Origin of the sequence: Micromonospora humi (assembly GCF_900090105.1) — a bacterium.
In the GTDB taxonomy this organism is placed as follows: Bacteria; Actinomycetota; Actinomycetes; order Mycobacteriales; family Micromonosporaceae; genus Micromonospora; species Micromonospora humi.
This window is the reverse complement of the sequence record NZ_FMDM01000024.1, coordinates 23355-45095: the sequence shown is the minus strand read 5'-3', so window position 1 is coordinate 45095 and position 21741 is coordinate 23355. Positions and strand designations below refer to the sequence as shown.

Genomic DNA, 21741 nt, shown 5'->3' with positions numbered 1-21741 from the left:
CCAGGATGGCTGATACGGTCCGGGAAACCGACTGGTATCAGGGAGTGGGACGACCATGGGTAAGAAGGTCACTGTCGTCGGGGCCGGCTTCTACGGCTCCACCACCGCACAGCGCCTGGCCGAGTACGACGTCTTCGACACCGTCGTCATCACCGACATCGTGGAGGGCAAGCCGGCGGGCCTCGCCCTCGACCTCAACCAGTCGCGGCCGGTCGAGGGCTTCGAGACCACGATCGTCGGTGTCACCACCGGCCCGAACGGCGAGGGCTACGAGGCCATCGAGGGCTCCGACGTCGTCGTCATCACCGCCGGGCTGCCCCGCAAGCCGGGCATGAGCCGGATGGACCTGCTGGAGACGAACGCCAAGATCGTCCGTCAGGTCGCCGAGAACGTCGCCAAGTACGCCCCGAACGCCGTCGTCATCGTGGTCTCGAACCCGCTCGACGAGATGACCGCGCTGGCCCAGCTCGCCACCCAGTTCCCGAAGAACCGGGTGCTCGGTCAGGCCGGCATGCTCGACACCGCCCGGTTCACCAACTTCGTCGCCGAGGCGCTGAGCGTACCGGTGAAGTCGGTGCGGACCCTGACCCTCGGCTCGCACGGCGACACCATGGTCCCGGTGCCGTCCAAGAGCACGGTGAACGGCAAGCCGCTGCGCGACGTCATGCCGGCCGAGCAGATCGAGGAACTGGTCGTCAAGACCCGCAACGGTGGCGCCGAGGTCGTGGCGCTGCTGAAGACCGGCTCGGCCTACTACGCCCCGTCCGCCGCCGCGGCGCGGATGGCGAAGGCCGTGGCCGAGGACTCCGGCGACGTCATGCCGGTCTGCGCCTGGGTCGACGGTGAGTACGGCATCTCCGGCGTCTACCTGGGCGTCGAGGCCGAGATCGGCGCGCAGGGCGTGAAGCGGGTCGTCGAGACCGACCTGGACGCCGACGAGATGGCCGCCCTGAAGGAGGCCGCCGAGGCCGTCCGCGCCAAGCAGGCCGACATCTCCTCCCTCTGACCCACCCAGCACCACCCCGCTGAAGGGCGGCCGGCGTCCCGCCGGCCGCCCTTCAGCGTCCCCCGTCCCTCACCGCGTCGATCATGAAGTTGGCGGCAGTTCCGGAGATCGAGAACGCCGCCAACTTCATGATCGACGGGGTCAGGCGGGGTGGGGGTGGGGGGTGAAGGGGGTGGTCAGGTGGGGGGTGGCCAGGAGGACGGGGGTGAGGGTGCGCAGGACGTGCTCGCGGGTGCGGCGGGCCTCGGGCGGGTTCTCCTCGTGGGCGTAGGGCAGGGACGGGTCGACCAACTGGATCGCGTGCACCAGGAGGTCGCCGGTGACCAGGAGGCGGTCGTCGCCCTGCTCCACCAGCACCGACTGGTGGCCGGGGGTGTGGCCGGGCGTGCTCAGCACGCGTACCCCGGGGGTCAGCTCGGTGTCGCCGTCGACCACCCGCAGCCGGCCGGCGGCGCGCAACGGCCCCAGCAGCCGGGCCGGCAGCTCCGGATGGAACAGCTCCAGCGCGGCCAGCTCCGCGCGCTGGACGAGATGGTCGGCGTTGCCGAAGAGCGGCCCGGCCCAGCCGACGTGGTCGGTGTGCAGGTGGGTGAGGACGACGGTGCGGACGTCCGCCGGGTCGATGCCGGCCGCCGACAGCTCCTCGGGCAGCCGCCCCGGCACCGGCGCCCAGCTCGCGGCGAGCGCGTCCGCCGGACCGATGCCGGCGTCGACCAGGACGACCGGCCCGTCGTCGCGGCGCAGCGCGAACGCGCGGAACGGCAGCCACCAGCCGCCGTCCGGCCCGACCGCGTCCGGGTCCCGGCGGTCCGCCTCGCGCCACTGCGCCTCGGTGGCGTCGGGGAAGGCCTGCGCGCGCGGCTGGAAGAAGGAGCCCGCACCGTCGAGCAGCGCGGTGATCGTGATAGACCCGAGCGTGTGCGTCAGCGGCATCCGGGAAGGATGCCACCGCGAGGCCGGCTGGGGCGCCCCGGTCGGTTTCCAGTACGCTCGTACTGCTTGAGCACGTGTCCCCCGAGAGGAGCGCCGGCCGATGGCGAAGATCAAGGTAAACAACCCGGTCGTGGAAATCGACGGCGACGAGATGACCCGGATCATCTGGAAGCAGATCCGGGAGCAGCTGATCCTGCCCTACCTCGACGTCGACCTGCACTACTACGACCTGTCGATCCAGTACCGCGACGAGACCGACGACCAGGTCACCGTCGACGCCGCCAACGCCATCAAGGAGCACGGCGTCGGCGTCAAGTGCGCCACCATCACCCCGGACGAGGCCCGGGTGGAGGAGTTCGGCCTGAAGAAGATGTGGCGGTCGCCGAACGGCACCATCCGCAACATCCTCGGCGGCGTGGTCTTCCGCGAGCCGATCATCATGTCGAACGTGCCGCGGCTCGTCCCGGGCTGGACCAAGCCGATCATCATCGGCCGGCACGCGCACGGCGACCAGTACAAGGCCACCGACTTCGTCGTCCCCGGCCCGGGCAAGGTCACCATCACCTACACCCCGACCGACGGCTCCGCGCCGATGGAGATGGAGGTCGCCGACTTCCCCGGCGGCGGCATCGCCATGGGCATGTACAACTTCGACGAGTCGATCCGGGACTTCGCCCGGGCCTCGTTCCGGTACGGCCTGGACCGCAACTACCCGGTCTACATGTCGACCAAGAACACCATCCTCAAGGCGTACGACGGCCGGTTCAAGGACATCTTCGCCGAGGTGTTCGAGGCCGAGTTCAAGGCCGAGTTCGACGCCGCCGGCCTGACCTACGAGCACCGGCTGATCGACGACATGGTCGCCGCCGCGCTCAAGTGGGAGGGCGGATACGTCTGGGCCTGCAAGAACTACGACGGTGACGTGCAGTCCGACACCGTCGCGCAGGGCTTCGGCTCGCTCGGCCTGATGACCTCGGTGCTGCTCTCCCCGGACGGCCGTACCGTCGAGGCCGAGGCCGCGCACGGCACGGTGACCCGGCACTACCGGCAGTACCAGAAGGGCGAGAAGACCTCGACCAACCCGATCGCGTCGATCTACGCCTGGACCCGGGGCCTGGCCCACCGGGGCAAGCTGGACGGCACCCCGGCGGTCACCGAGTTCGCGAACACGCTGGAGAAGGTCATCGTGGAGACCGTCGAGGGCGGCCAGATGACCAAGGACCTCGCGCTGCTCATCTCGCGGGACGCGCCGTGGCTGACCACCGACGAGTTCATGAACGCGCTCGACGAGAACCTGGCCCGCAAGCTCGCGGCCTGATCACCTCGCCGATCACCACGGAGCCCGCCGGCCCGCGCCGGCGGGCTCCGTCGTGGTGTGCCGGCGTCACCCGGGCGCGCCCGGACTCGTTGCACCAGGTGGACGCGATGCCAGTCGGCGTCCAGCCGTCCCTTCCCTGCGGGGGGCCCGTTCTCCGGGCCCCCCGCGCCCTGTCTCCCGGGGCCGGTTAAAAAGGGGCCCCGCCTCTACCGGAGGCGTTAAGCGGGGGCCCCGCCTTACGCGGCGCGCAGGAGTTCGGCGGCGCGCTCCGGGGCGATGTCGTTGATGAACACGCCCATGCCGGACTCGGAACCGGCCAGGTACTTCAGCTTGTCCTTCGCCCGCCGGATGCTGAACAACTGCAGGTGCAGGTGGCCCAGCTCGCGGTCGACGCGCACCGGCGCCTGGTGCCAGGCCGCGATGTAGGGCATCGGCACGTCGAACAGCCCGTCGAAGCGGCGCAGCAGGTCGAGGTAGAGCGGGCCGAAGGCGTCCCGCTCGGCGTCGTCCAGCGCGGGGATGTCCGGCACCGGGCGGTGCGGGGCCACGTGCACCTCGAACGGCCAGCGGGCCGCCGCCGGCACGTACGCGGTCCAGTGCGCGTTGCTCGCCACCACCCGGTCGCCGCCGGCCCGTTCCGCGGCCAGCACGTCGGCGTAGAGGTTGCCCCCGGTGCGCTCGGCATGCCGCCGGGCGGCGGCCAGCAGGCTCCGGGTCCGCGGCGTCACGAACGGGTACGCGTAGATCTGACCGTGCGGGTGGTTCAACGTCACCCCGATCTCCTCGCCCCGGTTCTCGAACGGGAACACCTGCTCCACGCCGGGCAGCTCGCTCAGCGCGGCGGTGCGGTCGGCGAGCGCGTCCAGCACGGTGCGCACCCGCGACGGGGAGAGGCGCGCGAACGAGGCGTTGTGGTCGTCGGTGAAGCAGACCACCTCGCACCGGCCGAGCCCGGGGCGGACCGGGGTGAACGGCGTGATCTCGGCCGGCTCGTCGGCCGGGCGCTGGCTCAGCGACGGGAACCGGTTCTCGAAGACCACCACGTCGTAGTCCGGCGCCGGGATCTCGGTGTGCCGGTCGCCGCGGGACGGGCAGAGCGGGCACTGGTCGGCCGGGGGCAGGAACGTCCGGGTCTGCCGGTGCACCGCCACCGCCACCCACTCGTCGGTCAGCGGGTCGTGGCGCAGTTGGGAGGCGGGCGGTGGCGGGGGCAGGTCCCGCCGGTCCGGCTGGTCGCGCACCGCGTCGTCCCGCTCGTCGAAGTAGATCAGCTCACGGCCGTCGGCCAGCTCGATCTGCGTACGCTTCACTCCGCCCCCTTCGTCGCCGGCACCGTCACCAGCTCACCCACCCTGTCCTCGAGTACCCGCCGTGCGTCGGGTGTCAACCGGTCGTCGGTGACCAGCACGTCCGCCGCGTCCAGGCCGACGATGGAGGAGATCCCGACCGTGCCCCACTTGGTGTGGTCGGCGAGCACCACCAGGGCGTCGGCGGCCGCCACCAGCGCCCGGTTCGTGTCCGCCTCCATCAGGTTGGGCGTGGTGAACCCGGCCCGCTCGCTGATCCCGTGCACGCCGAGGAAGAGCAGGTCGAGGTGGAGCGCGGCGATGGCGGCCACGGCGAGCGGGCCGACCAGCGCGTCGGACGGGGTGCGGACCCCGCCGGTGAGCACCACGGTCTGGTCGGGTCGACCGCCGACGTGCAGGATCTCGGCCACCGGCAGCGAGTTGGTGACCACCGTCAGGCCGGGCACGTCCACCAGGCGGCGGGCGAGTTCGGCGGTGGTGGTGCCGGCGGAGAGGGCGATCGCGGCACCGGGGCGGACCAGCCGCGCGGCGTGCCCGGCGATGGCCGACTTCTCGGCGGACTGGCGCACCGACTTGGCCCGGAAGCCGGGTTCGTCGGTCGAGCCGGGCCCGGCCAGCGTCGCCCCGCCGTGCACCTTGGCGAGCAGCCCCTGCTCGTGCAGCGTCTCCAGGTCCCGCCGGATGGTCATGTCGGAGACGCCGAACTCGGCGGCCAGGTCGGTGACCCGGACCCCGCCGGCGGCGCGGACCCGTTCCAGGATGGCCGTCTGCCGCTGTCGCGCCAGCATCCCGCGTCGCCTCCCGAGCGTCACCGACCGTGCGAACGCGGTCGAACGTGTTCCAACAAACCCGAACACTACCGCGCAGGAGCGGTGGACGCGAGGTGGGACGACGGTGGTCGCGCGGGTCGGTGACCTGGGGGAGATCAGGCCGGCTGGAGGCGGGGCTCCACCCAGCCGGTCTCGCCGAGGTGCTCCATCACCCGCTGCACCGCCTCGTCGACGGTCAGGTCCGAGGTGTCCACCACCAGGTCGGCGTCGGTGGGCTCCTCGTACGGGTCGTCGATGCCGGTCATCCCGGTGATCAGACCGGCCCGGGCGCGGGCGTAGAGGCCCTTGCGGTCGCGCTGCTCGCACACCGCCAGCGGGGTGGCGACGTGCACCAGCAGGAAGCCCGCCCCGGCCGCCTGGGCCATCTCCCGGGCGGTCGCCCGGGCGGCCGCGTACGGCGCGATCGGGCAGCAGATGCCGACGCCCCGGTGCCGGGCGATCTCGGCGGCCACCCAGCCGATCCGGCGCACGTTGAGATCCCGGTCGGCCTTGCTGAAGCCCAACCCGGCCGACAGCTCCCGCCGCACCACGTCGCCGTCGAGCAGCGTGATGCTCCGGTCGCCCTGCTCCCGCAGCACGTCCGCGAGACCCCGGGCGATTGTCGACTTGCCCGAGCCGGAGAGCCCGGTCAGGAAGATCACCAGACCACGGTGCCGCCGGGGCGGGCGGGCCCGCGCCAGCTCCCGGGCCACCGCCGGCGGGGTGTGCCACTCGGGCAGCGGGAAGCCCCGGTCGAGCAGGTCGTCGATCTCGTCCTGGCTGAGCGCCAGCCGGCGGTTGCGCGGCGGGATGTCCTCCCGCCAGCGCCACTGCCCGTCCCGGTTGTCGTACGCCAGCTCCCGCGGCACCAGCACCCGCAAGCCGGCGCCGGAGAGCATGCCCTCGGTGGAGAGCAGGTGGCTCACCCCGTAGGCGGCGGCGACCCGCGCCCGCAGCAACGCGTCGCTGATCTCGTCGGGCCGGCGGGCCAGCGGCACCGCCACCAGTGTCGCCGGCGGCATCCGGTCGCGGGCCGCGAACACGCCGCGCACCAGCGCCTCGGCCGGCAGGCCGCCCGTCGACTCCTCGCCCACCGGGATCAGCACCAGCAGGTGCGCGCCGAGCGTGCGGGCCGCGTGCGCGATCTGGGCCAACTGCGGGCGGTGCAGCGGGCGGTCGGCGAAGACACCGAGCACCCGGCCCGGCGGCAGCAGCCCGCGCACCTCGTCCGGGCTGCGCCGCAGCCGCTGGAACGGCCCGTGACCACCGTCGCCCAGCCGGCGTACCGCGCCGCCCACGCCCACCGTGCCCTCGCGGGCCGGCCAGACGTCGGTCACGTCCATGGCCGCCACCGGCGCGCCCTCGCCGTCGGTGAGCACCAGCGCCCGGCGGGCCGGGTCGGCCAGCTCCAAGCCGTCCGCGAGCGCGGCCGGCACCTGCAGCGTCACCGGCACCGGCCACGGCGTGCCGTCGGCGAGCCGACCGCGCCGACCCAGCGCGGCGAGGTCCGCCCGGGTCATGAAACCGGTCAACGGCGCGTACGCCCCGGTCAGCAACAACTCGAGATCGGCCAGCTCAGCGGGCCTGGGCGCGTACGACGGCGCATCCCGCAGCACATCCTCGGGCAGGATCCACCCGTTGCTCATCGAACCCCCAACTCGCCGGCCGGCACACAGTTTCGCAGCCCACCGGCGATCGGTCGAGAGCGCCACTCCACCGGCCGGTGACCGCGCGTTCCGACCACGGTCGGTGAACGGGACGGCGGTGGAGTTCAGGGTCCCCGAATCCTCACCGACGGGACCCGGCGGGTCGATCGGGCGACCGGTCGCCGGTGCGCGCCGTCCGGCGGAGCGCGCGGCGGATCCGCCGGACCGCCCGGCGGAGGCGGGAGTGGGGCCGGCGCGTGTCCTCCACGCGCGGCACGCCGCCGTCGGTCGCGCAGCGCACGACCAGGGGCAGGCGGGAGTCCAGCGCCCATCCCGCCTGGATCACCCGGGCCCGGACCTCCCATCCGCCCCGGGTCCGGCCCCTGCTGAGCGTCGCGAAGTCCACCGTTGCGGTGGTCCGGTGCAGCACCTGGTCGCCCGCGCCGCCGTCGGTCGGAACCCGCTCGGTCGTGGTGGTGACCGGCAGGAAGAACTCCTCCCGGGTCTCCCGGCGGCGCACCACGACATCCGTCCTCGCGCCGCCGGCCCGCATCGCGGCCCCGCCCGGGGGTTCCGCCCCGGCCACCGGGAGCACCGGCAGCCCCCGGCCGTCGAACCGCAGCGGCTCGTCCCCGGCGGCCAGGTGGGCGGAGAGGTCGATCGTCAGCGTCCGCCCGGCCACCGTCCAGCGGTCGACGGTGGCGCACGCTCGGACGCCCACCTCCCACTCCGCCAACCGACGCAGGTCCGCGACCCGGCCCTGCTCGGCGAGGTGCGCGGTCACCCGATAGAGCGGGGGCACCCCGGCGACGGCCTCCGGCGCGAAGCGGTCCCGGACGAGCGGTCCCACCTCGCGTACGACCTGCTCCAGCCAGGGCTCCGGCGCGGCGAGCGCGCGGCGCCCCCGGAGCCGGTCCAGCGCCTCCTGCCGCAGCCAGCGGCGATGCAGCCGGAGCCGGGCCGCCTCGGGCGGCTCGTGCGCGTCCACGACGTCCATCGCCGCCCGGAGGGCGGCATAGTATTCGGCCGGGTCCATCCGGGTCGCGGTGACGTTTCCGGCGTCCGAGCGGCGGACGTGGTGGTAGCAGGGATGATCGGCGAGCACGCAGACCCGCTCGGCGAGCACGTAGGCCTCCGCCACCAGCCGGTGGTCCTCCAGGCGGCGCGGGCGCCCCTCGGGAAACCGCAGCCCGTGCCGCGCGAGGAAGGACCGCCGGAACAGCTTGTGGCAGGTCATGCTGTCGGACAACGGCGCGTTCGCCAGGTTGACGCCGAACCTGTTCCCCCGGAACAGCTCCCGCGGCACGCCCCGCCCGTGCCCGACGATCCGGCCGATGACGATGTCCGCGTCGTGCTCCCGGGCGCAGGTGAGCAGCCGGGCCAGCGCATCGTCGCCGAACCAGTCGTCGTCGTCGGCGAAGAAGACGTACTCGCCGCGCGCCGCCTCGACGCCCAGGTTGCGGGGGCGCGACGGCCAGCCCGAGTGCTCGAGGTGCAGCACCCGCACGTGCCGCGGGTCGGCGGCGGCCAGCTCGTCCAGGCGCTGCGGGGTGTCGTCGGTCGACCCGTCGTCGGCGAAGATCACCTCGTAGCCGCCGGGCGGCAGCCCCTGCCGGCCCAGCGAGGTGACCAGCGGGTCCAGGTGCGGCCCGCTGTCGTGCGTGGGCACCACGACGCTCACGCCGGGCCGATCCGTGCCGCCACCCATGCCGTTCCCCCTCGACGGTCGAACGGACCGCCGCCCGTCCTCCGGACCCGGTCCGCCACACACCGTCGCAGCTTCCACCCGCGCCCGCTGCCCCGTGGACACCGGCTGGGACGGCGGACCGGGATCGGGGATCAGCCGGCGGCGGCCAGCGCCGCCGCGCCGAACGAGACGGCGAACCGTTCGCACCAGATCGAGACGCTGGTCAGCCCGGCGAGATCGGTTCCGGCGGGAATCGGGTACGCCTGGTCGCCCCGGTTGCCCTTGAGCGGGCCGAGCGCCACGTGCCGGCCGTCGTCGAAGACATGCCACCCGGACGGACCGGTCCGAACCGGCTGGTCGGTCAGCCAGACCTGAAGATCCGGACCGTTGGAGGTGTCCAGCCCGACCAGTTCCAACCGGTGCCGCCCGTCGGCGGTACGGACGATCCGGGCGGTGCCGCGGGTGTCGTGCTCGTGGCTGACGAACTCGCCGCTGCCGAGCAGCACCGGGCCGGCCGGCGTCGACGCGGGCGCGGCCGACGGCGACGGACCCGACGGCGACGGTGCCGGCGTCGTCGCGGACGGCACCGCTGCCAACTCCTCGTGCACCTCGGTGTCGGTGACCAGCTTCCAGGGCTGGAACCAGTAGAGCGCGACCGCCGCGCCGAGCGCGAGGACGGTGACGGCGACCCAGGTCAGCGGGGCGCGCAGGAGACGCATCGGCATGCGTCGAGTCTCCCGGGCGCCGGCCGCGCGGTCACCGGTCCGGCCGCTTACGGAAGCCTTACCGGCGGCGTCCGGGCGGAATCAGGGACATCCCCGAGCGTTTCCCGGTGCACCGGGGAGCCCTCGCTTCCTAGGCTGGCAGCGTGACACTGCTCGCGACCGAGTCGCTGACCAAGACGTACGGAGGCCGGGTCACCGCGTTGGCCGACCTCACCGTGTCGGTCGAGCCGGGGATCATCGGGCTGGTCGGTGCCAACGGCGCCGGCAAGTCCACCCTGATCAAGATCCTGCTGGGTCTGCTCCCGCCGACCACCGGCCGGGTGCGGGTGCTCGGCCTCGACCCCACCACCGACCCGGCGGCGGTCCGCGCCCGGGTCGGCTACATGCCGGAGCACGACGCCCTCCCGCCGGACCTGTCCGCCGCCGAGCTGGTCACCCACCTGGGCCGGATGAGCGGGCTGCCGCGCACCGTCGCCCGGGAACGGGCCTCCGAGGCGCTGCGCCACGTCGGCCTGCACGAGGAGCGGCACCGGGCCGTCGGTGGCTACTCCACCGGCATGAAGCAGCGGGTCAAGCTCGCCCAGGCGCTGGTGCACGACCCCGACCTGCTGCTGCTCGACGAGCCCACCAACGGCCTCGACCCGGCCGGCCGGGACGCCATGCTCGCCCTGATCCACCGGATCGGCACCGAGTTCGGCATCTCCGTGGTGGTCTGCTCGCACCTGCTTGGCGAGGTGGAGCGGATCTGCGACACGCTCGTCGCGATCGACGGTGGCCGGCTGCTGCGCGCCGACCGGGTCGCCGCGATGACCACCGCCACCGACGTGCTCGCCGTCGAGGTGAGCGAGGGCACGGACGAGCTGGCCGCCCGGCTGGCCGCGCTCGACCTGCCGGTGTCCCGCGACGGGCGGCTGCTGCTGGTCCCGCTCGCCGACGACCACACCTACGACCTGATCCTCGGCGCGGTAGCCGAGCTGGACCTGCCGTTGCACCGGCTGGACCAGCGGCGGCACCGGGTGGCCGAGCTCTTCGCCCCGAGGGAGCCAAGCCATGTCTGAAGCCACCGGCGTCATCCACGACATCGGCTACCAGCGCTACACCGGCCCCCGGCTGGGCCGCCGGCAGGTCTTCGGCGCGCTATACGGCCACGGTCTGCGTACCGTCTTCGGGCTGGGCCGCAGCGCCAAGGCGAAGATCTTCCCCTGGCTGGTGGTCGCCGTGGTCACCGTGGTGGCCGCCGGGCTGACCGCGGTGCGCAGCCAGATCGGCCAGGTGGTGCTGACGTACGCCCAGTTCGCCGACGCGATGAGCTGGCTGGTCATCTTCTTCGTCGCGGTGGCCGCGCCCGAGCTGGTCTCCCGCGACCTGCGCAGCGGCGTGCTGCCGCTCTACTTCTCCCGTCCGCTGCCCCGCGGCGACTACGCCCTGGCCAAGCTGGCGGCCCTGATCACCGCGCTCTGGCTGCTGCTCGGCGGCCCGCAGCTGGTGATGTTCCTGGGCGCCGCGTTCACCACCTCGCGGGGCATGCGCGGGGTGTGGGACGAGCTGCTCGACCTGCTGCCCGGCCTGCTCTACGCCGGGCTGTGGGCGGTGGTCTTCGCCTCGATCGGCCTGCTGGTCGCCTCGCTGACCGGCAAGCGCGCCTTCGCCGCCGGCGGCATCGTCGCGGTGTTCCTGATGACCACGCCGGTGGTCGGCGTGCTCTCGATCATGCCCTCCCGGACGGTCAACGAGCTGGCGTTCCTCGCCTCCCCGTCGTCGCTCGTCAGCGGCGTGGGCACCTGGGCGCTCGGCGACCTGCTGACCCAGGGGCAGGAGGGTGGCATACCGATCGGCGGCTTCGGGCCGGTCTACGCGGTGGTCGCCCTCCTGCTCGTCGCCGCCTGCGTCAGCCTGCTGCTCCTGCGATACCGGAAGGTGGCCGCCCGATGACGGCGCTGCACACGCAACCGGCGGCCGACGTGCCCGCCGCCACGACCAGCACCCTCGACCTGGCCGGCGTCTCCCGCTGGTACGGCAACGTGGTGGCGGTCAACGACGTCACCATGCGGCTCGGCCCCGGGGTGACCGGCCTGCTCGGCCCGAACGGGGCCGGCAAGACCACGCTGCTGCACATGATGGCCGGCTTCCTCGCCCCGTCCCGGGGCGCGGTGACGCTGGACGGGGAGCCGACCTGGCGCAACCCGGGCGTCTACCGGCGGCTCGGCCTGGTCAGCGAGCGGGAGGCGGTGCACACCTTCCTCAGCGCGTACGAGTTCGTGCTGGCCAGCGCGAAGCTGCACCGGCTGCCCGACCCGGAGGCGGCAGCCCGGCGGGCGATCGACCTGGTGGAGATGCAGGACGCGCAGGGCCGCCGGATCGGCACCTACTCCAAGGGCATGCGGCAGCGCACCCGGGTGGCCGCCGCGCTGGTGCACGACCCGCAGGTGCTGCTGCTCGACGAGCCGTTCAACGGCATGGACCCGCGGCAGCGGCTGCACATGATGGCGCTGCTGCACCGGCTCGGCGACGCCGGCCGGACGATCCTGTTCAGCTCGCACATCCTGGAGGAGGTCGAGCAGGTCTCCGGCACCGTCCAGGTGATGGTCGCCGGCCGGCTGGCCGCGTCCGGCGACTACCGCACCATCCGCCGGTTGATGACCAACCGGCCGCACGTGTTCACGGTGCGCTCCACCGACGACCGGGCCCTGGCGGTGGCGCTGATGGCCGAGCCGTCGGTCGGCGGCGTCGAGCTGGGCCGCACCGGCCTGACCGTGAAGGCCGGCGACTACGGCGCCTTCACCCGGGCGTTGCCCAGGATCGCGCTCCGCCACGGCATCCGGGTCCGGCAGCTGCTGCCGGAGGACGAGTCGCTGGAGAGCGTCTTCTCGTATCTGGTGGAGGCCTGATGTCGACAGTTACCTGGATCACCGCCCGCGGCCTGTTCGGCCGTAGCCGGTTCCTGATGCTCCTGCCGTTGCCGCTGATCCTGATCGGCCTGGCGGTGCTCTGCCGGTCGCTCGGCGTGGACCCGGGCCAGTGGGGCCCGCCGGTGCTCGTCGGCCTGGGCCTGGCCGTGGTCCTGCCGGTGGTGGCGCTGATCGTGGGCACCGGCGTGCTCGGCGCCGAGATCGACGACGGCACCGTGGTGCACATCCTCACCAAGCCGCTGCCCCGCTGGCAGATCGTGCTGCCCAAGCTGGCGGTGGCGGCCGCGGTCAGCGCGGTCACCGCGGGCATCCCGCTCTACGTCGCGGGCGTGCTGGCCGATTCGGTACGCCTCGGGCTGGCCCTGGTCGCCGCCTCGGCCGCGGGTGCGCTGGCGTACTCGGCGCTGTTCCTGGCGCTCAGCCTGGTGACCCGCCGGCCGGTGCTGCTCGGTCTGGTCTACGTGCTGATCTGGGAGGGTCTGCTCGGCCGGTTCGTCAACGGCACCAAGGTGCTCTCGATCCAGCAGTGGGTGATCGCGCTGGCCGACCGGATGGCGCCCACGTCGCTGCTCGGCACCACCGTCTCGGTGCCGGTCGCGGCCGTGCTGACCGCCCTGGTGGCGGTCGGTTTCACGGTCCTGGCGATCGACCGCCTCCGGTCGTTCAGCGTGGCCGGCGAGACGAGCTGAGTCGGGCGGGACCCCGGCCCCGCGCGCTCCGGCGGCGGGAAAAGGGGTCCCGCCCGACCCCCGTGGTTCTGTTACGTTGCGGCGGCGACAACACCAGACACGGGGAGAACACATTGCGTTTCGCTCGACCCGCCCTGCTGGCTCCGGCCGCGGTGGCGCTGATCGTTCTGTCCGGCTGCACCCCCGACGACGACGACACGTCGGCGGCCGAGCCCGCCGGGTCGTCCGCGCCGGCCGCGGCGACGCCGTCCGCGCCGTCGCTGTCACCCGCCCCGGTGGGTCTCGACGACGCCACCAGGACCACCTGCACGGCCGCCGAGAAGGACATCACGGCCGCGCTCAAGGAGGTCGCCAAGGCGGAGAAGATCGGCCCGCCGGCCGGTCACTCCGCCGTGAGCGCGCAATACTCCGCCGGCGCGGCGACCATGTACACGCACGCGTTCACCAGCAGCGACGAGGTCAACGGCGCGGTGAAGGCGGTCGCGACCGAGATGGGCGACCTCGCCGACACCTGGGCCAAGGCGCCGAAGAAGGCGCCCAGCAAGGCGGACCTCACCGCCGCCCAGGCGAAGCTCAAGACGGCCTGCGCGGCCGGTTAGCACGTCGAGGGGCGGCCCGGCACACGCCGGGCCGCCCCGCTCCGGGTGCTCAGAACGCGCAGGCGATGACCAGTTCTCCGGTGCGGTCGGGGAGCAGGTCGAGCTTCGCGATCCGCCCCGCCGCGCGCAGGTCGTCGGCCACGGTGGTGAGCTGCTCCAGCAGGGCCGCCGGCCCGAGCGCCTCGGCCAGCGGCACGTCCGCCTTCATCGACAGCTTCCGCTCCGACTTGGCCCGGCGCACCTGCCCCAGCGCGTCGGCGGCCAGCCGCAGCAGCTCCGGGTCGCCGGGCGCGGCCATCGCGCGGCCCACCTCGTAGGTGGTCGGCCACGTCGAGCGGTGCACCGAGCCGTACCGCCACCAGGACCAGACCTCCTCGGTCACGAACGGCAGCACCGGGGCGAACAGCCGCAACTGCACCGACAGCGCGGTCGCCAGCGCCGCCCGGGCCGAGTCGGCCGCCGGCCCGGAACCGTAGGCGCGCTCCTTCACCAGCTCGATGTAGTCGTCGCAGAACCGCCAGAAGAACGCCTCCGTGGCCATCAGGGCGGCCGTGTGGTCGTACCCGTCGAAGGCGGCGGTCGCGGTGGCGACCACGCCGGAAAGCTCGGCGAGCATCGCGCTGTCCAGGGGTGCCGTGACCGGCGCGCGCAGCGCGTCGGCGGCGCCCAGCCCGAGCGCGAAGCGGGACGCGTTGAGCAGCTTGGTGGCCAGCCGGCGACCCACCTTGACCTGGGCCGGGTCGAAGGCCAGGTCGGTGCCCGGCTTGCCGTTGGCGGCCCAGTAGCGCACCGCGTCGGAGCCGTGCTGCTCCAGCAGCCCCATCGGGGTCACCACGTTCCCCTTGGACTTCGACATCTTCTTCCGGTCCGGGTCGAGGATCCAGCCGGAGAGCACCGCCGTCCGCCAGGGCAGCACGCCGTGCTCCAGATGGGACCGGACCACGGTGGCGAACAGCCAGGTGCGGATGATGTCGTGCCCCTGCGGGCGCAGGTCCATCGGGAAGACCCGGCGGTGCAGGTCCGGGTCGGTCTCCCAGCCGCCGACGATCTGCGGGGTCAACGACGACGTGGCCCAGGTGTCCAGCACGTCCGGATCCCCGGTGAAACCGCCGGGGACGCCGCGCTGCGCCTCCCGGTAGCCGGGCGGCGGCTCACTGGTGGGATCGATCGGCAGCGTCGCCTCGTCCGGTGTGAGAGGGTGGGCCCAGTCCGGTTCGCCAGCGTCGTCGAGCCGGTACCACACCGGCACCGGCACGCCGAAGAACCGCTGCCGGCTGACCAGCCAGTCACCGGTGAGGCCACCCACCCAGTGCTCGTAACGGTGCCGCATGTGCTCCGGCACCCAGCGCAGCTCGCGCCCCCGGGCCAGCAACTCCTCGCGCAGGTCGGCGTCCCGGCCGCCGTTGCGCAGATACCACTGCCGGGTCGACACGATCTCCAGCGGTCGGTCGCCGCGCTCGTAGAACTTCACCGGGTGGGTGATCGGGCGCGGCTCGCCGACCAGGGCACCCGCGTCGCCCAGCAGCTCCACCAGCGTCCGCCGGGCACCGTTGACCGTCTGCCCGGCCAGCGCCGCGTAGGGCCCCGCCGGCACGCCGGCCGGCGGTTCCGGCAGCAACCGGCCGTCCCGGCCGATCACCACCCGGGTGTCCAGCCGCAGCTCCCGCCACCAGGTCACGTCCGTCAGGTCGCCGAACGTGCAGACCATCGCGATGCCGGTGCCCTTGGCCGGGTCCGCCAGCGGGTGCGCGCGCACCGGCACCTCCACCCCGAAGACCGGGGTACGCACGGACGCGCCGACCAGGTCGGCGTACCTCTCGTCCTCCGGGTGGCAGACCAGCGCCACGCAGGCCGGCAGCAGCTCCGGGCGGGTGGTGTCGATCAGCACCTCGCGCCCGCCGGGGCCGGTGAACCGCAGCCGGTGGTAGGCGCCCGGTCGATCCCGGTCCTCCAGCTCGGCCTGGGCGACCGCGGTGCCGAAGCCGACGTCCCAGAGCGTCGGCGCCTCCGCCTGGTAGGCCTCGCCCCGGGCCAGGTTGCGCAGGAACGCGCGCTGGCTGGCGGCGCGGGCCGCCCGCCCGATCGTGGTGTAGGTCAGCGACCAGTCCACCGACAGGCCGAGCCGGCGCCACAGCGCCTCGAAGACCTTCTCGTCCTGCACGGTCAGCGTCTCGCACAGCTCGATGAAGTTGCGCCGGGAGATTGCCGTCGGGTTCTTCCGGGCGTCGTCGCCCACCGGGGCGGCCGGCGGTCGCCAGTCCCTGTCGTACGGCAGCGCCGGGTCGGGGCGCACCCCGTAGACGTTCTGCACCCGGCGTTCGGTGGGCAGCCCGTTGTCGTCCCAGCCCATCGGGTAGAACACGGTCCGCCCGCGCATCCGCTGGAAACGGGCCACCGTGTCGGTGTGCGTGTAGGAGAAGACGTGCCCCATGTGCAGCTCACCCGACACGGTCGGTGGCGGGGTGTCGATGGAGTAGACGTCCGCGCGTTCCTTCGTACGGTCGAACGCGTACGTGCCGTCGGACTGCCAGCGGCGGGCCCAGGTCTCCTCGAGGCCGTCCAGGCTCGGGCGCTCGGGGATCCCGGCGCGGGCCGTCCTCGTCGTGTCGGTCATCTGCCGATGGTAGGCAGGCCCGGCGGGCCGCTCCACGGCTTTCCGGCGCTCGGGGGACAGCGGGCCGGTCGCGGGGTGTGACAGCATCTGCCCGTCCAGGGATGCGGGGGAGGCACCACGATGGACGGAAGAACACGCACACCGGCGCTCGTCGCCGCCGCCATCGCGGCGTTCGCGGTCGGGGCCTACTTCGGCACGCGGGGCCTCGCGGTGGCCCGCCAGGCCGGCTTCGCCGATCTCGCCCAGGGCTTCCCGACCGGGTCGCTGCGGGCGGGCGTGACGCTGCTCCCGTTGGCCGCCGGCGGGCTGCTCGCCGTGGTCCTGGTCGCGGTCGCCGTGGTCGACCGGTTGCCCGGCTGGCCGGTCGCGCTGACCGGCCTGGCGCTGGACTACCTGGCCGGCGGGGTGGCCCTGGGTGGCGGGGCCGGGATCGTGCCCCAGCAGCCGCTCACCGCCGGGCAGGTGTCGACGGTCCTCGCCATGGCGGTCGGGGCGGGGCTGGCGCTCGGCGGGGCGCTGTCCGCACTGGCCCGGCTCGGGCCGCCGCGGCGCTGGCCGGTCGCCGCGGCGCTCGCCGCCGGCCTGGTGGTGCATCCGGGCGTGGCGGACGTGTTCCGCCTCGCGGTGAGCGACGACTACCAGGGCGTCGAGCGGGCCTGGCCGGCGCAGGCCGGGGTCAGCGTCCTGGCGGTCGCGGTGGCCGCCGTGCTGGCCCACCTCGCCCGGCCCGCCGGCCGCGCTCCGGCCGGGCCGCCGCGGATCGGCCCCGTGGTGGTCACCGCGCTGGCGGCCGTGCTCACCCTGGTCGGGCTGGTGGTCCGCTGGTGGGTGGTGGACGTGTTCCGGCTCAGTCCGGACGGGCTGGCCGGGCCGCGGCGGGCCCGGTTCGTCGAGTCGGTCGCCTACTTCTCCCCGGTGGCCGTCGCGGTGCTGGCCGGTCTGGTCCTGCTCGGCTACGCCTACCGCACCGGGCGGGTGGTGGCCGCGCGCTGGGTGGTCCTCGGGTTCGCCGCCGGGCCACTGCTCTTCCTCGGGCTGCGGCTCGTCTTCACCGGTCAGCGGTCGCAGGCGTACCTCGTGGTGCTGGCCGGCGTCGCGGCGGTGCTGGCCGGTGCGGCGATGGCCCGGTTGCGTCCGGGCCTGCTGCCCTGGGACGCGGTGGGCCTGCTCCTGGCCGCGTTGGCGGTGCCGCTCGCCGCCCCGGCGGTCCAGGCCGAGCTGCCGGGCACCGCCAACCTCGTCGTGTCGCTGCCCTCGGCGGTCGGGCTCGGCCTGGCGCTCGGCTTCGGCCTGGTGCTCGTCGCCGCCGGCCCGGACACGGCTCCCGCCGGCCGGGACGTGCCTCCCGCCCGGGACGGCGTTGCCGGTCCGGACCTCGCCTCCGGTCCGGACCCGGCCGCCGGCCCGGACGCTGCCTGCGGTCCGGACGTCCCCGCGCGCACGGACACCCCCGCCGGGCGGGTCGGCGGGGTCGACGCGGAGCCGGGGCGCGCGGCCGGGGTCCTGGCGCTCGGCGTGGCCGCGGCGACGCTGTCCGCGCTGGCACTGGCCCCGACGCTGCTCGTGGGCCTGAGCACCGCCCCGGCCCAAGGGGTGGCAGTGACCGTGCCGGTGCTGGTCGCGGCCTGCGCGGTGGTCCTCGTGCTGCTCTTCGGCTTCGGCCGGGCGGTCGACCGGATCCGGCGCGACCTGCGCGCCGAGGCCGCGGCCGGGTCGAGAACCTAGAGCAGCGAGTCGCGCCACTGGCGGTGCAGCGCGGCGTAGCGCCCCCCGGCGGCGGCCAGGTCGGCCGGCGAGCCGTCCTCGACGATCCCGCCCGCGTCCAGCACCAGCACCCGGTCGGCGATCTCCACGGTGGAGAGCCGGTGCGCGATCACCAACGCGGTGCGGTCGCGCAGCACGTTGCGCAGCGCCCGCTGCACCAGGCGTTCGGTCGGCACGTCGAGCGACGACGTGGCCTCGTCGAGGATCAGCACCCGGGGGTCGGCCAGGAACGCCCGGGCGAACGCGACAAGTTGCCGCTGCCCGGCGGAGAGCCGGCCGCCGCGCCGGTGCACGTCGGTGGCGTACCCGTCGGGCAGCGCGACGATGAACTCGTGCGCGCCGATGGCCCGCGCGGCGGCGACCACGGCGGCGTCGTCGGCATCCGGGCGGCCGAACCTGATGTTCTCCGCGACGGACCCGCTGAACAGGTGCGTCTCCTGGGTGACCAGCACCACCGCCCGGCGCAGCTCGGCGTCGGCCAGGTCGCGCAGGTCCACACCGTCCAGGCGGACCGCGCCGGCGTCCGGGTCGTGGAACCGGGCCAGCAGCTTGGCCACCGTGGACTTCCCTGCCCCGGTCGGCCCGATCAGCGCGACCGTCTGCCCCGCCGGCACGGTCAGCTCAAGGCCGGACAGGATCGGCGTCTCCGGCCGGTAGCCGAAGGAGACCGAGCGGAAGACCACCGCGCCGCGAGACGGCCCGGCGGGCAGCGACGCCGGCCGGGCCGGTTCGGCCACCGCCGGCCGCTCGTCCAGCACCCCGGCCAGCTTCTCCAGCGCCGCGGTCGCCGACTGGAGCGAGTTGTAGAACTGGCTCAACTCCTCCATCGGCTCGAAGAACCGTCGCAGGTAGAGCAGGAAGGCGGCGAGCACGCCCACCTCGGTGTGGCCGCCCAGCACCCGCCAGCCCCCGTACGCGAGCACCGTCGCGGCGGTGAGGTTGCCGATCAGCCGGATGCCGGGGGAGTAGACCGCGATCATCCGGAACGCGCGCAGGCTGGCCCGCCGGTAGTCGTCGTTGACCGCGTCGAAGATGCGCTGGTTGCGGGACTCGCGGCGGAACGCCTGCACCGCCCGGATCCCGCGCAGCGACTCGACGAAGTGCACGATGACCAGCGCCACCGCCTCCCGGGTGCGCCGGTACGCCCCGGCCGACGCCCGGGCGAACCAGCGGGACAGCCAGAACAGGAACGGGAACGCGGACAGGGTGACCGCGGCCAGCGGCAGGTCCAGCCAGAGCAGGATGCCCGCCACCGACAGCACGGACAGCACGGCCATGACCAGCCGGTCGATCCCGCCGTCGACCAGTTCGCCGATCGACTCCAGGTCGCTGGTCAGCCGGGACACCATCCGACCGGACGTGTAACGCTCGTGGAAGCCGACGTCGAGCCGCAGGAAGTGCGCGTACACCCGGCGGCGCAGGTCGAGCAGGACGGCCTGGCCGATCCGGGCGGCGAGGGCGAGGAACGCGCGCCGGGCCGCGTACTCGATGGCGGTGGCCACCACGAAGGCGGCGGCCACCGCGATCAGCGGGCCCGCGTCGCCGGCCCGCAGTGGCGCGATGCCCCGGTCGATGCCGAGCATGACCAGGTACGGGCCGGCCATCGCGGCCGCGTTCTGCGCCAGCAGCAACGCCACGGCCAGACCGAGCGGACGCCGGTGCGGGCGGAGCAGGCGCCGCAGCAGCAATCGGCTGCGGGCGCGGAGCCGGGCGACCGCCGCGGGTGACGAGTCCTCGGCGCGGCTGCGGTCGGCGTCCGGGTCGGTGGCCCGGCCCCGCCACCGGTCCAGGTCGGCGTCGGCGTCGCGGTCCGAGGCGTCGCGCCCGGTGGCAGCGCGGTCGGCGGCGCGGTCGGCGGAGTTGCGCCGGGCGGCCGGGCCGCGAGGTGGCGGCACCCGCGCGGCGCGCCCGGTCACGACCGCACCAGACGGACGCCGTCGGGACGGCGTTCCGGCTCGGCGGAGAGCACCGCCCGGTAGGCCGGCACCTCGGCGAGCATCTCCGAGTGGGTGCCGACGGCGACGATCCGGCCGCCCTCCATCAGCGCCACCCGGTCGGCCAGCGCCACAGTGGAGGGGCGGTGCACCACCAGCAGCGCCGTGGTGTCCCGCAGCACCCGGCGCAGCGCCGTCTCGACCAGCGCCTCGGTGTGCACGTCCAACGCGGAGAGCGGGTCGTCGAGGACCAGCAGCGCGGGCCGCCCGAGGACGGCTCGGGCCAGCGCCAACCGCTGCCGCTGGCCGCCGGAGAGCGACAGCCCCTGCTCGCCGATCCGGGTCGCCAGCCCCCAGGGCAGCTCGTACGCGAAGTCCGCCTGCGCCAGCGTCAGCGCGGCCCGGACCTCCTCGTCGCCGGCGTCCGGCCGCCCCAGGGTGAGGTTCTCCCGGACCGACATGGAGAACAGGGTCGGCTCCTCGAAAGCCACCGCGACCAGCCGGCGCAGCGAGCCGAGCCGCAGGTCACGCAGGTCGTGCCCGTCGAGCGTGATCCGGCCACCGGTCACCTCGTGCAACCGGGGGACCAGCGAGAGCAGCGTGCTCTTGCCGCACCCGGTGGCGCCGACCAGCGCGAGCGTCTCGCCCGGCTCGACGGTGAGGTCCAGCTCGTGCAGCACCGGGGTGGGCGCGCCCGGGTAGCGGAAGCTCACCCGCTCGAACCGGAGCCGGCCACGGACCTCGGAGCGGCGCAACGGCCGGGCGTCCGGAGCGTCCACGATGGTCGGCGGTGTGTCGAGCACCTCCTGGATCCGGTCGGCGGCGGTGGCGGCCTCCTGCCCGTTCGCGATGATCCAGCCGAGCGACTGCACCGGCCAGATCAACATGAGTTGGAGGCTGACGAAGGCGACCAACTGCCCGATGGTGAGCGCGCCCCCGGCCACGGCGGCGGCACCGGCCACCAGGACCGCGCCGAGCGTCAGGTTGGGCACCAGGTCGAACAGCGCGGACGTGCGGGCCAACAGCCGGGCCTTGCCGACCCCGGTGTCGTGCAGCCGGTGGGCGCCGGCGGCGAACCGGGCGGCCAGCTCCGGACCGCGCCCGTACGCGCGCATGGTGCGCAAACCCTGCGCCGTCTCCTCGACCAGCGTGGCGACGTCGCCCTGCTGGTCCTGCATGCGGCGGGAGGCCGCGTGGTAGTGCCGGGCGAACCGGCGGCTGATCAGGAACAGCGGAACGGCGCTGGCCGCGACCAGCAGCCCCAGCCAGGGGTGCAGCCGGATCAGCAGCACCACCACGGCGGCGTAGGTGATCAGGTTGAGCACCAGGAAGAGCAGGCCGAAGGAGAGGAACCGGCGGATCACCGACAGGTCGCTGGTGACCCGGGAGAGCAGTTGGCCGGACTGCCAGCGGTCGTGGAAGCCGGCCGGGAGTCGTTGCAGGTGCGCGTAGATGTCGGCCCGGATCGCCGCCTCCATGCCGACCGAGGAGGACGACTGCGTCCACCGCCGGATGAAGATCAGCACCGCCTCGGCGAGCCCGAGCAGCAGCGCGAGCGCGCCGAGCCGGAGCAGCCCGACCTCGTCGTGCCGGGCCACCGGCCCGTCCACCACCCGCTGCACCACCAGCGGAACGGCCAGGCTCGCCGCGGTGGCGGCCAGCGCCGCGACCAGCAGCCAGGCGAACTCCGCCGCATACGGACGCAGGTAGGGCCGCAACCGCCAGAGATTGCGCAGCGGCTGGGACCGGGCGTCGGGATGCGCCGCGGGATTGCCGTCGCTGGGCGCGGGCACCAGCCGAC

General features: G+C 74.1%; 17 protein-coding genes. 8 read left to right on the top strand and 9 right to left on the bottom strand.

Translation table 11 applies throughout. The features are described 5' to 3' along the window. Nucleotides 1–55: 55 nt before the first annotated feature. Nucleotides 56–1006, top strand: a complete 951-nt coding sequence (gene mdh / locus GA0070213_RS29840) for a malate dehydrogenase (RefSeq protein WP_091072108.1) — start codon at nt 56–58, stop codon at nt 1004–1006. 141 nt (nt 1007–1147) lie between these two features. On the opposite strand, the gene GA0070213_RS29835 is transcribed toward mdh, so the two are convergent. Then, on the bottom strand, nt 1148–1939 hold the full coding sequence (locus GA0070213_RS29835; protein WP_091072104.1) for an MBL fold metallo-hydrolase: 792 nt from the start codon (nt 1937–1939) through the stop codon (nt 1148–1150). Between the two features lie 100 nt (nt 1940–2039). On the opposite strand from GA0070213_RS29835, the gene GA0070213_RS29830 reads away from it, so the two are divergent. Further along, nucleotides 2040–3257, top strand: coding sequence for an NADP-dependent isocitrate dehydrogenase (locus tag GA0070213_RS29830; protein WP_091072084.1), 1218 nt, complete (start codon nt 2040–2042; stop codon nt 3255–3257). 236 nt (nt 3258–3493) lie between these two features. Here GA0070213_RS29830 and galT read toward each other — a convergent pair whose 3' ends face one another. From galT to GA0070213_RS29805, 5 genes are all read right to left on the bottom strand, one after another. Continuing rightward, a complete protein-coding gene (galT, locus tag GA0070213_RS29825) occupies nt 3494–4567 on the bottom strand; it encodes a galactose-1-phosphate uridylyltransferase (RefSeq protein ID WP_091072077.1) in 1074 nt (357 codons plus the stop codon). After that, nucleotides 4564–5352 (bottom strand): DeoR/GlpR family DNA-binding transcription regulator, encoded by a 789-nt coding sequence (locus GA0070213_RS29820; protein WP_091072073.1) that lies wholly within the window; start codon nt 5350–5352, stop codon nt 4564–4566. The genes galT and GA0070213_RS29820 overlap by 4 nt, the downstream gene beginning before the upstream one ends. 137 nt (nt 5353–5489) lie before the next feature. After that, nucleotides 5490–7019 (bottom strand): adenylyl-sulfate kinase, encoded by a 1530-nt coding sequence (cysC, locus tag GA0070213_RS29815; protein ID WP_091072069.1) that lies wholly within the window; start codon nt 7017–7019, stop codon nt 5490–5492. Between the two features lie 142 nt (nt 7020–7161). Next, nucleotides 7162–8700, bottom strand: a complete 1539-nt coding sequence (locus GA0070213_RS29810) for a glycosyltransferase family 2 protein (protein ID WP_245716615.1) — start codon at nt 8698–8700, stop codon at nt 7162–7164. A gap of 158 nt (nt 8701–8858) precedes the next feature. After that, nucleotides 8859–9431 (bottom strand): DM13 domain-containing protein, encoded by a 573-nt coding sequence (locus tag GA0070213_RS29805; RefSeq protein ID WP_091072062.1) that lies wholly within the window; start codon nt 9429–9431, stop codon nt 8859–8861. 143 nt (nt 9432–9574) lie between these two features. Here GA0070213_RS29805 and GA0070213_RS29800 point away from each other — a divergent pair, with 143 nt between their 5' ends. The 5 genes from GA0070213_RS29800 (at nt 9575) to GA0070213_RS29780 (ending at nt 13628) form a co-directional block, all read left to right on the top strand. Further along, on the top strand, nt 9575–10489 hold the full coding sequence (locus GA0070213_RS29800) for an ABC transporter ATP-binding protein (RefSeq protein ID WP_091072059.1): 915 nt from the start codon (nt 9575–9577) through the stop codon (nt 10487–10489). Next, on the top strand, nt 10482–11363 hold the full coding sequence (locus GA0070213_RS29795; RefSeq protein WP_091072055.1) for an ABC transporter permease: 882 nt from the start codon (nt 10482–10484) through the stop codon (nt 11361–11363). The genes GA0070213_RS29800 and GA0070213_RS29795 overlap by 8 nt, the downstream gene beginning before the upstream one ends. Beyond that, the gene (locus GA0070213_RS29790; protein WP_091072050.1) at nt 11360–12319 is read left to right on the top strand and encodes an ABC transporter ATP-binding protein; all 960 of its coding nucleotides are present in this window, start codon (nt 11360–11362) and stop codon (nt 12317–12319) included. Before GA0070213_RS29795 ends, GA0070213_RS29790 begins: the two co-directional genes overlap by 4 nt. Then, the gene (locus GA0070213_RS29785) at nt 12319–13029 is read left to right on the top strand and encodes an ABC transporter permease (protein ID WP_091072046.1); all 711 of its coding nucleotides are present in this window, start codon (nt 12319–12321) and stop codon (nt 13027–13029) included. Before GA0070213_RS29790 ends, GA0070213_RS29785 begins: the two co-directional genes overlap by 1 nt. A 113-nt stretch (nt 13030–13142) precedes the next feature. Then, entirely contained in the window at nt 13143–13628 is a 486-nt protein-coding gene (locus tag GA0070213_RS29780) for a hypothetical protein (protein ID WP_245716614.1), read from the top strand. A gap of 49 nt (nt 13629–13677) precedes the next feature. Here the strand turns inward: GA0070213_RS29780 and valS are convergent, their stop codons facing one another. Continuing rightward, entirely contained in the window at nt 13678–16242 is a 2565-nt protein-coding gene (gene valS, locus GA0070213_RS29775; RefSeq protein ID WP_091072043.1) for a valine--tRNA ligase, read from the bottom strand. Nucleotides 16243–16362: 120 nt separating this feature from the next. Between valS and GA0070213_RS29770 the strand changes: the two genes are divergently transcribed. Then, entirely contained in the window at nt 16363–17967 is a 1605-nt protein-coding gene (locus tag GA0070213_RS29770) for a hypothetical protein (protein WP_091072039.1), read from the top strand. Here GA0070213_RS29770 and GA0070213_RS29765 read toward each other — a convergent pair. After that, nucleotides 17964–19922, bottom strand: coding sequence for an ABC transporter ATP-binding protein (locus GA0070213_RS29765; protein ID WP_425412877.1), 1959 nt, complete (start codon nt 19920–19922; stop codon nt 17964–17966). The two genes, GA0070213_RS29770 and GA0070213_RS29765, sit on opposite strands and share 4 nt — an antisense overlap. Beyond that, nucleotides 19919–21733: an ABC transporter ATP-binding protein gene (locus GA0070213_RS29760; protein WP_091072036.1), complete on the bottom strand. Its 1815-nt coding sequence runs from the start codon at nt 21731–21733 to the stop codon at nt 19919–19921. Before GA0070213_RS29760 ends, GA0070213_RS29765 begins: the two co-directional genes overlap by 4 nt. Nucleotides 21734–21741: the final 8 nt, after the last annotated feature.